The 13,915-nt window shown below is 60.2% G+C and carries 11 protein-coding genes; 3 read left to right on the top strand and 8 right to left on the bottom strand.

Annotated features, from left to right (window positions below):
* From AC2FF7_RS11265 to AC2FF7_RS11245, 5 genes are all read right to left on the bottom strand, one after another.
* Positions 1-1,686, bottom strand: a complete 1,686-nt coding sequence (locus AC2FF7_RS11265; RefSeq protein ID WP_496849555.1) for an ABC transporter ATP-binding protein — start codon at positions 1,684-1,686, stop codon at positions 1-3.
* A gap of 5 nt (positions 1,687-1,691) precedes the next feature.
* Positions 1,692-2,777: an ABC transporter permease gene (locus AC2FF7_RS11260; protein ID WP_480866582.1), complete on the bottom strand. Its 1,086-nt coding sequence runs from the start codon at positions 2,775-2,777 to the stop codon at positions 1,692-1,694.
* A 99-nt stretch (positions 2,778-2,876) separates the two neighbouring features.
* On the bottom strand, positions 2,877-4,244 hold the full coding sequence (locus AC2FF7_RS11255) for a CmpA/NrtA family ABC transporter substrate-binding protein (protein WP_480866580.1): 1,368 nt from the start codon (positions 4,242-4,244) through the stop codon (positions 2,877-2,879).
* A gap of 272 nt (positions 4,245-4,516) precedes the next feature.
* Positions 4,517-5,689 carry an ABC transporter substrate-binding protein gene (locus tag AC2FF7_RS11250; RefSeq protein ID WP_480866578.1) on the bottom strand — a complete coding sequence of 391 codons (1,173 nt, stop codon included), beginning with the start codon at positions 5,687-5,689 and terminating at the stop codon, positions 4,517-4,519.
* A complete protein-coding gene (locus AC2FF7_RS11245; protein ID WP_170754698.1) occupies positions 5,686-6,270 on the bottom strand; it encodes an ANTAR domain-containing response regulator in 585 nt (194 codons plus the stop codon). The genes AC2FF7_RS11250 and AC2FF7_RS11245 overlap by 4 nt, the downstream gene beginning before the upstream one ends.
* 285 nt (positions 6,271-6,555) lie before the next feature.
* On the opposite strand from AC2FF7_RS11245, the gene AC2FF7_RS11240 reads away from it, so the two are divergent.
* The 3 genes from AC2FF7_RS11240 to AC2FF7_RS11230 all read left to right on the top strand — a co-directional run bounded on the left by AC2FF7_RS11240 (position 6,556) and on the right by AC2FF7_RS11230 (position 10,223).
* Positions 6,556-7,710, top strand: a complete 1,155-nt coding sequence (locus AC2FF7_RS11240) for a phosphoserine transaminase (RefSeq protein ID WP_480866577.1) — start codon at positions 6,556-6,558, stop codon at positions 7,708-7,710.
* A 71-nt stretch (positions 7,711-7,781) separates the two neighbouring features.
* Positions 7,782-9,377, top strand: coding sequence for a phosphoglycerate dehydrogenase (gene serA, locus AC2FF7_RS11235; protein ID WP_496905649.1), 1,596 nt, complete (start codon positions 7,782-7,784; stop codon positions 9,375-9,377).
* A 120-nt stretch (positions 9,378-9,497) separates the two neighbouring features.
* Positions 9,498-10,223 carry a metallophosphoesterase family protein gene (locus tag AC2FF7_RS11230; RefSeq protein ID WP_496905648.1) on the top strand — a complete coding sequence of 242 codons (726 nt, stop codon included), beginning with the start codon at positions 9,498-9,500 and terminating at the stop codon, positions 10,221-10,223.
* On the opposite strand, the gene AC2FF7_RS11225 is transcribed toward AC2FF7_RS11230, so the two are convergent.
* The 3 genes from AC2FF7_RS11225 to AC2FF7_RS11215 form a co-directional block, all read right to left on the bottom strand.
* The gene (locus AC2FF7_RS11225; protein ID WP_480866572.1) at positions 10,216-11,727 is read right to left on the bottom strand and encodes a malonate--CoA ligase; all 1,512 of its coding nucleotides are present in this window, start codon (positions 11,725-11,727) and stop codon (positions 10,216-10,218) included. The two genes, AC2FF7_RS11230 and AC2FF7_RS11225, sit on opposite strands and share 8 nt — an antisense overlap.
* A gap of 81 nt (positions 11,728-11,808) precedes the next feature.
* The gene (gene hutC, locus AC2FF7_RS11220; protein ID WP_170754690.1) at positions 11,809-12,513 is read right to left on the bottom strand and encodes a histidine utilization transcriptional repressor HutC; all 705 of its coding nucleotides are present in this window, start codon (positions 12,511-12,513) and stop codon (positions 11,809-11,811) included.
* Positions 12,514-12,539: 26 nt separating this feature from the next.
* Complete coding sequence (locus tag AC2FF7_RS11215) at positions 12,540-13,892, bottom strand: formimidoylglutamate deiminase (RefSeq protein ID WP_496905647.1); 1,353 nt, start codon at positions 13,890-13,892, stop codon at positions 12,540-12,542.
* Positions 13,893-13,915 lie beyond the last annotated feature (23 nt).

Here is a 13,915-nt window from a genome sequence, read left to right as displayed (position 1 = left end):
TCACTCCGCAGCGATGGCTTTGGGGGTAGGGGATTTGGGCTTGGGTTTGGCTCCGTGCTCATATTCCTCGAGGAAATCCAAAACCTCTTGCCGGTATTCGTAGTAATCAGGATGGGCCAGCAGCGCCTTGCGGGTGCGCGGGCGCGGCAGGTCGACATTGGTGATCTTGCCGATGGTGGCCTGCGGGCCGTTTGTCATCATCACCACGCGATCGGCCAGCAGGATCGCCTCGTCCACGTCGTGAGTCACACAGATCGTGGTGACTTTGGTCCGCGACCAGACCTCCATCAGAACCTCCTGCAGCTCCCACCGGGTGAGGCTGTCGAGCATCCCGAAGGGCTCATCCAGCAGCAGCAGTTTCGGCGACAGGGCAAAGGCGCGGGCGATGCCAACACGCTGGCGCATCCCGTTCGACATGTCGGCGGCGGATTTGTCCATCGCGTCGGCCAAACCGACCCGTTCGAGGTAATATTCCACCACATCCTGCCGCTCGGCCTGGCTGGCGCGCGGATACACGCGGTCCACACCGACCGAGACGTTTTCTTTGGCGGTCAGCCATGGGAACAGCGAAGGCGACTGGAACACCACGGCGCGTTCGGGATCGGCGCCTTCAACGTGGCGGCCATCCAGCTTGATCGCACCCTTGGAGATTTCGTTCAGACCAGCGGCCATGGTCAGCACCGTGGACTTGCCACAGCCCGAGTGACCAATCAGCGAGATGAACTCGCCTCGGTTGAGTTTCAGGTTGAAATCCTCGACCACGGTCAGCGGACCCTTGGGGGTGGGGTAGACCTTGTGCAACTGGCTGAAATCCAGATAGCGATCTTCGATCAGACCCGACTGCGCCTCTTTCACCGCTGCCGGTACACCGTGGATCGGGGTGACGTCGGGCAGGGTCTTGGTGCCTTCGACCTTGGCCTCGATGCCCACATCCATCAGGTATTTCGTGACCTCGCCACGCAGCGCCTTGAACGTCTCATCATGGTTCATGGCGGACCGGTCGCGGGGGCGGGGGATCGAGACCTTGAACTCGGTCCCCAACGTGCCATCGGGGTTCAGCGGCATAATGCGGTCGGCCAGCAGGATCGCTTCGTCCACGTCATTGGTGATCAGGACACAGGTCTTGCGGTCGGCCTCCCAGATCTTTTCGATCTCTTCCGCCAGATTGCCACGGGTCAATGCATCCAGCGCCGACAAGGGCTCGTCCAGCAGCAGAACCTCGGGGTCCATCGCCAGCGCGCGGGCCACGTTCACCCGCTGCCGCATCCCACCCGACAGCTCGGCAGGGCGGCGACCAGCGGCGTGGCTAAGGCCGACCATGCGGATGTAGTGGGCAACCTTTTCCTCTTTCTCAGCCTTGGGCATCTTGGGAAAGACCGCGTCCACGGCCAGCCGCACATTGCCCGTCACCGTCAGCCACGGCATCAGCGAGTAGTTCTGAAAGATCACCCCCCGTTCCGGCGCGGGGCCGGTGATGGCTTTGTCGCGAAAGGTTACGCTGCCCTTGGAGGGGAATTCGATCCCCGCCATCAGGTTGATCAGCGTGGTTTTACCGGTGCCAGAAAAGCCCAGCAGTACCACGAATTCACCTTCCTGAACCGAGAGGTTGATGTCTTTCAGCACATCCGTCGCAGCGGTGCCGGTGCCAAAAGATTTGCTGACATTCTTGAAGTCGATCACAGCCATTTGGGTCACCGGTTGTTCGAGAAGGTAAACAGCGACTGCAGCGCATACATCACGCGATCCAGCAGGAAGCCAATGATGCCGATGGTAAAGACGGCAACCATTATCTTGGCGAGTGAGCTGGACGAGCCGTTCTGGAACTCATCCCAGACAAACTTGCCCAGACCGGGGTTCTGCGCCAGCATTTCAGCCGCGATCAGAACCATCCAGCCAACGCCAAGCGACAGACGCAGGCCGGTGAAGATCAGCGGCAGGGCCGAGGGCAGCACCAGCTTGGTGATCTTGGTATAGGTGTTCATTTTCAGAACTTTGGAGACGTTCACCAAGTCTTTGTCGATCGACGCCACACCCAGCGAGGTGTTGATCAGCGTGGGCCACAGAGAACACAGCGTCACGGTGATGGCCGAGATCAGGAAGGATTTCGCGAACCAGCCGTCATTGGTGACGTAAACGGCCGACACGATCATAGTCACAATCGGCAACCAGGCCAGCGGCGAGACGGGTTTGAAAATCTGGATCAGCGGGTTCAGCGCCGCATTTGCGGTGGGTGACAGGCCCGCAGCGATACCCAGCGGCACAGCGACAATAGTGGCGATCAGGAACCCGAAGAACACGGTTTTGATCGAGGTCCAGATCTGGTTGTAATAACTCGGTGCGCCGGTATAGGCGACCTCTTTGACTTTTTCGGGCTGGCCCGCGTCGATGAACTTCTGGTTGCGCTTTTCAACCATGGCCTCGAACTTGGCCTTTTTGGCGGCCTTGGCCTGCGCGTCCTGATGCAGGCTAATGGCTTCGGACCAGACCTGCGCCGGACCAGGCACTGCGCCCAGCGAGGTTTGCACCTTGGGTGCCAACGTGCCCCAGAGAACCAGAAAGGCACAGATGGCCAGCAGAGGCACGACCAGCAGGCGCCAAATCTCGCCCATCTGGGCGCGCGGGTTGTCGCCTGCACCGGCCTTCAGGATGGGGGTGATCCAAGCCAAGCCCAGAACCTGAAACCATTTATCGGCGGCGTTGATCCGGGTGAACAGGCGGGCGCGTCGGGCCTCGCGTTCAGCATCAGCGGATAGCGTATCGTGGTCGATGGCTGTCATCTTGCGGTCTCCTGGCCCGGTCGTTCAGCGCCGGGCGGGGGTGGAATTCTGTGTGAATGGGGAAGCCCCCCAGCCACCAAGGGCCGGGAGGCAGGGGAGTTAACCCTGAACTTCGGTGCCGACGACGACCTGTTCGCCTTTCAGGCCGATCGGCAGGCTTTGCAGATAGGCGTTGGGCTGACGGGCGTCATAGGGAATGCCGTCGATGATATCCTCGGCGGGCGTGGGGGCCTTGTAGCCGTCGCTGTCCCAGGGGAAGTCGGCCTCATTCGCCAGGCCTTCGTCGACCAGCATTTTGGCGGCGTCCAGATAGATGTCTGGGCGGTAGACGGACTTGGCGACCTCGTCATACCAGGCATCGGTCTGCGGTTCGGCGATCTGGCCCCAGCGGCGCATCTGGGTCAGGTACCAGATGGCGTCCGAATAGAACGGGTAGGTCGCGTTATAGCGGAAGAAGACGTTGAAATCGGGCACTTCACGCTTGTCGCCTTTCTCGTACTCGAATGTACCGGTCATCGAATTCGCGATCACGTCATAGTCAGCACCCACATATTCCGGCTGGCTCAGCATCTCGACCGCGGCGGGGCGGTTGGCGTTGTCGTTTTCATCCAGCCACATCGCAGCGCGGATCAGAGCTTTGGTAACAGCGCGGGTGGTGTTGGGGTACTGCTCGGCGAACTCGGCATTTATGCCAAAGACCTTTTCGGGGTTGTTCTTCCACAGCTCATAATCGGTGATGACCGGCACGCCGATGCCTTTGAACACGGCCTGCTGGTTCCACGGTTCACCTACGCAATAGCCATAGATGGTGCCTGCTTCCAATGTGGCCGGCATTTGTGGCGGAGGCGTCACCGACAGGAACACATCCGCGCCGATCTGGCCGGTTACGTTTTCAGGGCTGTAATAGCCCGGATGCAGTCCGCCAGCGGCAAGCCAGTAGCGCAGTTCGTAATTGTGGGTCGAAACCGGGAAGACCATGCCCATGTTAAAGGGCTTGCCTTCGGACTTGTATTTCTCGACCACCGGGGCCAGAGCCTCGGCACTGATCGGGTGCTGCGGGCGACCGTCATCCATTTTCGGGATGTTGGGCTTCATCTCTTCCCAGACCTCGTTCGACACGGTGATGCCGTTGCCGTTCAGGTCCATCGAAAAGGGGGTGATGATATGCGCCTCGGTGCCGTACCCGATAGTTGCGGCCAGCGGCTGACCGGCCAGCATGTGCGCACCGTCCAGCTGTCCGTCGATCACGCCGTCCAGTAGCACTTTCCAGTTGGCCTGCGCTTCGAGCGTTACGAACAGGCCCTCATCCAGGAAGTACCCATTCTCATAGGCCACAGCCAGCGGGGCCATGTCGGTCAGTTTGATAAAGCCAAAGGTCAGTTCGTCCTTCTCCAGCTCCAGCGTTTCTGCCAACGCGGGGCTGATCAGGGCGGTGGTGGCGACAAGGCCTGCAAGCAATTTCTTCATGTGGGTCTGTCCCTTTCTTGGTCCCGGTCAACCGGGTTGGTGAAAAACAAAAAGCCGCTGCACGCTCTGGCCGGGAGGAGGTGACCAGAGAGTGAGCGGCTTTGCTCAGTCGTTCCCAAACTTTGGGAGGAATTCTTGCGACACACGCCTTTGTGTGCCGATGGGTCCAGAGTGGTAAATGCGCCGTTGCCGATCAAGCGATTTTGCTGCAACGCGGCGTTAAATGCTGCAATCGCGCGGTGTTGCGCTCGCGTCTGCCTAATTCTTAGGCGTCAGATATCCTGAGGATCAAAAATGCGCCCATCCAAGAACGCATCCCGCTTTAGCGACAGCTGCCCGTTATGGGAAGCAACGGGCGTGGTCTCACGAATCGCGCCTTCCAGCTTTTCCGACGCACCGGGCAGATCGGCCCCCAATCCTGCTAGTTGATTGCGGTAGATATCGCTGCGGAACACGCTGCCCGCTTGGGCTAGCGCCAGATGCGGGTCCAGACCGTATCGTTGCGCCAGACGGTGGGCGATCCACTTGGCCTGACTGCGCCATGGGAAATTTGCGGCCCCGTCGTGGAACTCGACAAATCCCGGCACCTCGCGCTGTTCGGCGTGGCCTGTGATGGTAAAGCGCCCCGAGAGCGCCCGGTCGATCAGTTCCGAAGGCAGGTTCAGATAGGTGTCTCGGGCAAGGATTTCAGCGGCGGCGGTGTGGCTGCCCGGTTGGCCCAGCCAACGCCCGGCGCGCCAGACGGCCCGCATCAGCTTGCCCAGCAGGTGCGGCTCGGTATCCGCCCAGTCGGTGCGCACGGCCAGCACCTTTTCCGGCGCAAAGGCCCAGATCGCCTGACCGGGCAGCAGTAACGCCCCCGCCTGCGATTCCACAGCGACCGAACCCCAGGGTTCACCCACACAGAACGCATCCACATCACCCTCGGCCAAGGCCTGCGCCATCAGCGGCGGCGGGATGGTGCGCACCTCGACCCCGATTTTGGACAGTTCGGTGGCCTCAAGCCAGCAATGCAGCAGTTCCACATGCAGCGAAAACGGGAAGGGCACGCCAAAGACCAATGGCCCATCCGCGACTGAGGCCAGCGCGGCGGCGGCCTTGAACGGATCGCGGAAGTCGAACTCATAGCCTGCGTCGCGCAGGCGGGTCTCCAGCGCGCGGCTAACGCCGATCACGTCGCCATTCACCGACAGGACCGAAACGGCTGACAAGGGCTGCGTCACCCCGCCCAGCCCCAAGGCCATGGCAACAGGGACCGGCGACAGCAGGTGCGCGGCATCCACCCGCCCAAAGGCCAGCATGTCGCGCACGGATGACCATGAGGGCGCAGCGATCAGGTCCAGTTCGACCCCTTCAGCGCGGGCCAGACCCATTTCATGCGCTACGATCAAAGGCGCGGCGTCCACCAGCGGAACATAGGCAACAGGCAGGGTAACAGCGTTCATGACAACAGCCCCGAGGCGGTGACAAGCGCCTCGGCCACGTCGGCGACGCGGCGGCCCTGATCCATCGCGGCCTTGCGCAGCAGGGCATAGGCCTCTTCTTCCTCAACCCCGCGCGCCTTCATCAGCAGACCCTTGGCGCGGTCGATCACCTTGCGTTCCTCCAGCGCACGTTTGGTTTCGGCCAGTTCGCGGCGCATCTGGCGCACGATCTGAAACCGCGCGATGGCGGCATCCAGCACGGGCTTCAGCCGATCCGGCTGCATCCCGTCAACCACATAAGCCGACAAGCCCGCCTCAATCGCGGTCGAGGCCAGATCTCCGGCTGCGCCCGAGACGAACATGGCCACGGGCCGTTCTAGAGGCCCGGATGCAAGCGTCAGTTCCTCAAGCATATCGCGGGTCGGGTTGTCGATGTCGATCAGCACCACATCCGGAATCAAGGCGGCAATCTTGCGCGCAAGGCTGGAGACATTGCCGATCACGTGCACATCATAGGCCCCGGACGCGTTGAGTGCGTCGACGATGGCAATCGCACGCTCGCGGTCTTCCTCTACTACGACAATGGTCAGGGTGTCTGGCATGGCACCTTTTCACCGGGTGGCTGCGCGATCTCAAGAGTTCGGTGGCTTTTCCGTCGGGACGCGAGACAGAGTGCCTAAAAAACAGTCAACCCCGCCGCGTGAATGTTCATGGCGCGCAAATCTTTTCGCCTATCGGAAACCTATGACCGTGTGCGGAGCGAAAAGTGATGTCGTTTTTCGGCATTCAAACGTCTTTTCTGCTTGCTGCACTGCCGAGGGGTTTCTAGGTGTGGCGGCGGGACACCCCTCCCCAACGAGGGGCGTGTATCTGGAAGGGTAATACACATGAGCATTGAACAACCGGCTACGCGGCCGGCGAATCCGCGTTTTTCCTCGGGCCCCTGCGCCAAACCCCCCACATTTGATCTGAACAAGTTGGCCGATGCCGCGCTGGGCCGGTCGCACCGTGCTGCCGTGGGCAAGGACAAGCTGAAAGCGGCCATCGAAGGCACGCGCGAGGTGCTGGGTATTCCGGCGGATTACAAAATCGGCATCGTTCCCGCATCGGACACCGGCGCGGTCGAGATGGCGCTGTGGTCGCTGCTGGGCGAACGCAACGTCGAGATGCTGGCGTGGGAAAGCTTTGGTGCCGGTTGGGTCACCGACGTGGTCAAGCAACTGAAAATCGACGCCGAGGTGAAAACGGCGGAGTACGGACAGATCGTCGATCTGGCCACGGTCGATTTCGTCAACGATGTGGTGTTTACGTGGAACGGCACGACCTCGGGCGTGCGAGTACCCAATGGCGACTGGATCGCGGATGACCGTCAGGGTCTGACGATCTGTGATGCAACCTCGGCTGCCTTTGCGATGGACCTGCCGTGGGACAAGCTGGATGTGACTACGTTTAGCTGGCAAAAGGTACTGGGTGGTGAAGCAGCGCATGGCATGCTGATCCTCAGCCCGCGTGCGGTGGAGCGACTGGAAAGCTACACCCCCGCATGGCCGCTGCCCAAGATTTTCCGCCTGACCAAAAGCGGCAAGCTGATTGATGGCATTTTCACCGGGGCCACGATCAACACGCCCTCGATGCTGGCGGTCGAGGATTACCTGTTCGCGCTGGACTGGGCGCGTTCGGTGGGTGGCTTGCAGGGCCTGATCGCCCGCGCCGATGCCAATGCCGGTGCGGTGCATGCGTTTTGTGACCAGAACGACTGGATCGCCAATCTGGCCGAGGATGTGGCGACGCAATCGAACACGTCCGTCTGCCTGAAATTCACCGATCCTCGCATTCAGGATGGCGCGACCTTTGCCAAGGCCGTGGCCAAACGGCTGGAAGCCGAGAATATTGCGCTGGACATAGGTGCCTATCGCGATGCCCCTGCGGGCCTGCGCATCTGGTGCGGCGGCACGGTTGAGACCGCGGATATTCAGGCCATGCTGCCCTGGCTGGCCTGGGCCTTTGAGGCCGAGATCGCTACGCAATCGGCAGCCGCCTGACAAGATTTTTCGACGAAAAATCTGGGCCCGCCTGTGGCCCGGACATCTCCCTATATTCAAGGACCAGAGAAATGGCCCCCAAAGTACTCGTATCTGACAAGCTCAGCGAAACCGCCGTGCAGATTTTCCGCGATCGCGGCATTGATGTGGATTTCATGCCCGATCTGGGCAAGGACAAAGACAAGCTGGCCGAGGTGATCGGTCAGTATGACGGCCTTGCCATCCGCTCGGCCACCAAGGTCACGCCGACCCTGTTGGAGAAAGCCGACAATCTTAAAGTGATCGGTCGCGCCGGGATTGGCACAGACAATGTCGACAAGGAAGCGGCCTCGAAAAAAGGCGTGATCGTGATGAACACGCCGTTCGGCAACATGATCACCACCGCCGAACACGCTATTGCGATGATGTTCGCCGTGGCGCGGCAAATCCCCGAAGCCAGCGCCTCGACCCACGCCGGCAAGTGGGAAAAGTCCAAATTCATGGGGATTGAGCTGACCAACAAGACCCTCGGTGTCATTGGTGCAGGCAACATTGGCGGCATCGTTTGTGAGCGCGCGCTGGGCCTGAAGATGAAGGTCGTCGCGTATGACCCGTTCCTGGGCGAAGAGAAAGCCGCAAAGATGGGCGTCGAAAAGGTCGAGCTGGACGAATTGCTGGCACGTGCCGATTTCATCACCCTGCACGTGCCGCTGACCGATCAGACGCGCAACATCCTGAGCCGCGAGAATCTGGCGAAAACCAAGCCGGGCGTGCGCATCGTCAACTGTGCCCGTGGTGGTCTGGTCGATGAAGACGCGCTGGCCGAGATGCTGCAATCGGGCCATGTGGCCGGTGCGGCCTTTGACGTGTTCAGCGAGGAACCGGCCAAGGAAAACGCTCTGTTCAACCTGCCCAACGTCGTCTGCACACCACATCTGGGTGCTGCCACGACCGAGGCGCAGGAAAACGTGGCGCTGCAGGTGGCCGAGCAGATCTCGAACTACCTACTGACCGGGGCTGTTGAGAACGCGCTGAACATGCCCAGCGTGACTGCTGAGGAAGCCAAAGTCATGGGGCCGTGGATCAAGCTGGCCGGTCATCTGGGCAGCTTCATCGGCCAGATGACCGATGAACCGATAAAAGCGATCAACATTCTTTATGATGGGGTCGCAGCCGAGATGAACCTTGCAGCGCTTAATTGTGCCGCCGTTGCGGGGATCATGAAAAAGGTCAATCCTGATGTGAACATGGTGTCTGCCCCCGTGATCGCGAAAGAGCGTGGTATCAATATCTCGACCACCAATCAGGACAAATCCGGCGCGTTCGAAGGCTATATCAAGGTCACTGTTGTTACTGATAAGCGGGAGCGTTCGATCGGTGGCACGGTGTTCAGCGATGGCAAGCCGCGTTTCATCCAGATTAAGGGCATCAATATCGACGCCGAGGTCGGGGCGCATATGCTCTATACCACCAACGAAGACGTGCCGGGCATCATCGGTGCGCTGGGTCAGACGATGGGCGAGAACGATGTCAATATCGCGAACTTTACCCTTGGTCGGTCTGAGGCCGGGGGCGAGGCGATCGCGCTGCTATATGTGGATGAACCCGTTCCGGTAGAGGCTCGAGCCAAACTGGCTGAGACAGGGCTGTTCACGCAAATCAAACCGCTAAAATTCGACGTCTCCTGACCGTCTGTGTTGAAATTCTGAGACAATCCCAGCCCGCGCCGTCCAAGGCGCGGGAATTTTCTTTGCCATGGGCGGTTTTCCCGTCACAAGCAAAGTGAATTTTGGACCCGAGGTTTTTTTATGACGTCCCCCATCTACGCCATTGGCGATATTCACGGTCAGCTTGAGATGCTGCAAACCGCCCTGCGCCGGATCGAACAGGATGGAGGTCCGGATGCGCGGGTCGTGTTTCTGGGCGATTACGTGGATCGCGGGCCGAGCAGTCGCGGCGTTCTTGACCTGTTGATCGAAGGTCAGCGTGCGGGGCGTAACTGGGTCATGGTCCGGGGCAATCACGACCGGATGATGGCGCGGTTCGTGCAGGATTGCGAGGTCGCGGACAGCCACTTGCCGGTCACGCTCGGTTGGTTGCATCCGCGTTTGGGCGGGCGCGAGACATTGGCCTCTTACGGTGTGGATGTCACCGACAATGACCGCATCATCCATGTCCATCAACGCGCGGTCGAGACTGTTCCACCGCAGCATCTGGATTTCCTCAATGCTCTGCCGAACTATCACCAAGAGGGCGAAATGCTGTTCGTTCACGCGGGTATCCGACCGAGCCTTCCGCTGGAGCAGCAATCCGAGAATGACCTGATCTGGATCCGCAACGAATTCCTGATCGAAGCCGCGCCGCATCCGTGGCTGATTGTCCATGGCCACACGCCTGTCGATCAGGCCGAGCATTGCGGCAACCGGGTCAATTTGGATGCGGGCGCAGGCTATGGCCGTCCCTTGGCCACGGCGGTGTTCGAGGGGCGTAAGTGCTGGCTTTTGACCCCAACCGGACGCGTGCCGCTTAGGTAAACAGCTCGGCGAAACGCTCGCGCAGGGCGTTTTTCTGCACCTTTCCCATCGTGTTACGCGGCAGCCCGTCCAGAACGATCAGCTTGCGAGGATGTTTGAAACGGGCCAGTTCGGCCTGCGCACGGGCCATGATCGCGTCCAGATCAAGAGTCGCGCCTGGTTCCGCCACCAGCAGGCCCACGGGGGTTTCGCCGAAATCCGGGTGCGGCACGCCGATCACGGCGCTTTCCAGAACACGGGGCTGGTCGTCCAGTAGCATCTCAAGTTCCTTGGGATAGATGTTGAACCCGCCCGAGATGATCAGATCTTTGCCGCGCCCGACGATATGGACATAGCCATCCTCGTCCACGCGCCCCAGATCGCCGGTGATGAAAAACCCATCCTCGCGCAGTTCGGCGGCGGTTTTCTCGGGCATTTGCCAATAGCCCTGAAACACGTTTGGGCCGCGCACTTCGATCATGCCGATCTCACCCAGCGGCAGGGTCTCGCCGCTGTCGGGGTCGGTCACTTTCAATTCGACATCGGGCAGGGGGAAACCGACAGTACCGGCGCGGCGCTCACCGTCATAGGGGTTTGAGGTGTTCATGTTGGTCTCGGTCATGCCGTATCGTTCAAGAATGCGGTGGCCGGTACGGGTTTCGAACCGTTCATGGGTTTCCGCCAGCAACGGGGCTGAGCCCGAGATGAACAGCCGCATATGCCGGGCCAGATCACCGGTGAACCGATCATCCCCCAACAGGCGGGTGTAGAAGGTCGGCACCCCCATCATTGACGTCGCCTGCGGCATCAGGCGCATCATGTCATCCAGATCGAACTTGGGCAGAAAGATCATCGACCCGCCCGAAGCCAGCACAACATTCGTCGCCACAAACAGCCCGTGCGTGTGGAAAGTCGGCAAGGCGTGCAGCAGCACATCATCTGCGCTGAACCGCCATTCCCGCACCAGCGTTTCCGCGTTCGACAGCAGGTTGGCCTGCGACAGCATCGCTCCCTTGGAGCGCCCGGTTGTCCCTGAGGTATACAGTAAGGCGGCCAGATCTTCCTCGGACCGGCGCACGGGTTCAAACGCGGGCAGCATCCCAAGCGCGCGTCGCATGAAACTGCCCGATCCATCGGCGTTCAGTGTTTCCAGCCGGGCGTTTTGGGCAGTGGCAATGGGGGCCAGACCCTTGGATTTCGCGTCATCGCAAACCACTAGCGCGGCTTCGCTGTTTTCGATGAAATATTGCAGCTCAGCCGTGGTGTAGCCGGTATTGAGAGGCAAAAAGATCAGTCCGGCCTGCGCGCAGGCGGCGTACAGCGCCAGCGCCTCGGGGGATTTTTCGACCTGAACAGCCACACGGTCGCCGGGCTCAAGCTCATACCCGATCAGCGCATTGGCCAGCCGGGCTGACATGTCCAGAAAATCGGCATGAGTCACAGTCTGACCGTTCGGAAGATGCAGGAACGGTGTGTCTTTGCCCGCGTGAATGCCGAACAAGCGATCGTAAAGCGGGTTGCTCATGACAGATGTTCCTTTCGCCAGATCAATTTCGTGGAAATCTGGCGCGGATCGGCAGGACGGTAAAGCCAATTCGTGACGAAATCAGAACTGCGTCGTCATGCGGTAGCCGGCCGCGAAATACATCTTGGCGAAAGTTACAGGCTGGCCTTCCAGCCAAGTGATGCGCTCACCGGTGAAAACGGGCTCGCCTTCAGGAACGTCCAGAAATCCGGCAACCATTGCGTCGGCACGGCTGGCCAGGAACGTCAGTTCGACATTTGTGAAAGGTACTGTCTGGATCAGCCATTCATTCGGTCCGATCTGCGAGAAATCCGCTTGCATCACTTGCGGAACGCTATCGACGACGATCCAACGGTCTTCGTATTGAAATGGCGTGTTGCCCGAAAAGTGCATGCACCTGACATGCATCACCGGTTGCCCCGTACGCAATGCCAGCCGGGCCGCCAGCCAGTCGGGCGCGTTTTCCCGAGCCGAAGAGACCAACGCATAGCGATAGGTCCCGCCAAGGGCCTCAACCTCGTCTCGGACCATCGGAATGGTAAATCTGGCTTGCCTCTGAGGGGCGCTCAGAACCCGTGTGCCTGCTTTGCGACGACGCTCAAGATATCCTTCGTCGGCCAGTTCGCGCAGGGCGCGGTTCACTGTGGTGCGGGTGCATGAAAACTCGGCGGCCAGATCCTGTTCGTTGGGCAGCAGAGAATCCGGCCCCCAATCCCCGGACCGAATACGAGACAGGACCGTTCTCTTGATGTCCTTGTAGCTGGTGGTCTCGGATGTCTGGGTCATGTGCGTCCTGCTTTCAGGGATTCGTTTTAGACGTCAGTCAGCAGCTCGGCAATCGCAGCGCGGTAGGTATCTACAATGCGGTCGCGTGCGACATGGCGGCCTTCGCGCACCATGTGCCGCCCGGCGGACCAAAGATCCGTGACCAACCCATCGGGGCCCGCAAAACACAGCCCGTCCAGTACCTGATCATCCGTCAGCGGCCATAAGGACGGATGGGAGCGATCGAAGGCCACAAGATCGGCCAACTTACCAATGGCTATCGAACCAGAATCCCGATCCAACGCCTGCGCTGCTCCGCTGGTGGCGCCTGTATAAAGCGCATGGCCCACGGACCCTTCTCCGCGAACCAGAACAGCGCGTTCGCGGTCGCGCAAGCGTTGCGAATACTCCAACGTTCGCAGTTCTGCGGGCAGTGAAATTCTGATGTTAGAGTCGGAACCAACACCAAACCGACCCCCTTCGTTGATAAAGGCGGAGCCGTTGAAAATACCGTCGCCAAGGTTCGCCTCGGTTATCGGACACAGCCCTGCTACAGCCCCGGATCGCGCCAGCATGCGGGTTTCGGCATCGGTCATGTGGGTGGCGTGGATCAGACACCATCTTTGGTCGACATCCATATTGTCCAACAGCCAAGCCACAGGGCGTTGGCCTAATGCGGCCTCGACATCGGTAACCTCTTGTACCTGTTCAGCGATGTGGATGTGGACCGGGCCAGTTGGGTCCAGTTGCATCAGCTGTTTCAGGTCACCGGGCGAGGTCGCCCTCAGCGAATGAGGCGCAACACCGATCCTGCTGTCTGCATGCGGCAGGATCGTGCGGCACTCTTCGGTCAGGTCACAATAGCGGTCCAAGCTGTTCCCAAATCGCAACTGCCCGCCCTCTAAAGCCTGTTGTTGTACGCCCCCGTAGGAATAAAGGACCGGCAGGTGTGTCAAGCCGATCCCGGTTTGATCCGCTGCGGCAAAGATTCGTTGGCTCAGTTCGGACAGCGTGTCATAGGGCTGCCCGCCGGGCTGGTGATGGACATAGTGGAACTCACCAACTGCGGCAAAGCCGGCCTCTTGCATCTCCACATACGTCAGCGCAGCTATGGCCTGGATTTGATCGGGCGTCAGCCTGTCGAGAAATCGATACATCAAGGTGCGCCAGGTCCAAAAGCTTTCACGCCCTGCCGCTCGGGTTTCGGTCATGCCGGCCATGGCGCGTTGAAACGCATGGCTATGCAGGTTTCCCGGCGCCGGCAGCAAAAGGTCGACGCAGGTATCCCCAAAGACTGCCGCGCTGGTTTCAAGTCCGGATATCCGGCGATTCCGAACGTGGACTCGTATGTTCTTAGCCCATCCCGTTCCCAACAAGGCTGTCTTCGCGTGGATCGTCATGGCATATCCAATTTGTATAGACT

This window comes from Ruegeria sp. YTSC325 (genome assembly GCF_059609525.1).
The sequence above is the reverse complement of the archived record's forward strand: the minus strand, read 5'-3'. Positions and strand labels throughout refer to the sequence as shown.

Excerpts from the sequence above, each read along its gene's own strand:
- AC2FF7_RS11265 (WP_496849555.1), bottom strand. The coding sequence starts at position 1,686 with ATGGCTGTGATCGACTTCAAGAATGTCAGCAAATCTTTTGGCACCGGC.
- AC2FF7_RS11260 (WP_480866582.1), bottom strand. The coding sequence starts at position 2,777 with ATGACAGCCATCGACCACGATACGCTATCCGCTGATGCTGAACGCGAG.
- AC2FF7_RS11255 (WP_480866580.1), bottom strand. The coding sequence starts at position 4,244 with ATGAAGAAATTGCTTGCAGGCCTTGTCGCCACCACCGCCCTGATCAGC.
- AC2FF7_RS11250 (WP_480866578.1), bottom strand. The coding sequence starts at position 5,689 with ATGAACGCTGTTACCCTGCCTGTTGCCTATGTTCCGCTGGTGGACGCC.
- AC2FF7_RS11245 (WP_170754698.1), bottom strand. The coding sequence starts at position 6,270 with ATGCCAGACACCCTGACCATTGTCGTAGTAGAGGAAGACCGCGAGCGT.
- AC2FF7_RS11240 (WP_480866577.1), top strand. The coding sequence starts at position 6,556 with ATGAGCATTGAACAACCGGCTACGCGGCCGGCGAATCCGCGTTTTTCC.
- serA (WP_496905649.1), top strand. The coding sequence starts at position 7,782 with ATGGCCCCCAAAGTACTCGTATCTGACAAGCTCAGCGAAACCGCCGTG.
- AC2FF7_RS11230 (WP_496905648.1), top strand. The coding sequence starts at position 9,498 with ATGACGTCCCCCATCTACGCCATTGGCGATATTCACGGTCAGCTTGAG.
- AC2FF7_RS11225 (WP_480866572.1), bottom strand. The coding sequence starts at position 11,727 with ATGAGCAACCCGCTTTACGATCGCTTGTTCGGCATTCACGCGGGCAAA.
- hutC (WP_170754690.1), bottom strand. The coding sequence starts at position 12,513 with ATGACCCAGACATCCGAGACCACCAGCTACAAGGACATCAAGAGAACG.
- AC2FF7_RS11215 (WP_496905647.1), bottom strand. The coding sequence starts at position 13,892 with ATGACGATCCACGCGAAGACAGCCTTGTTGGGAACGGGATGGGCTAAG.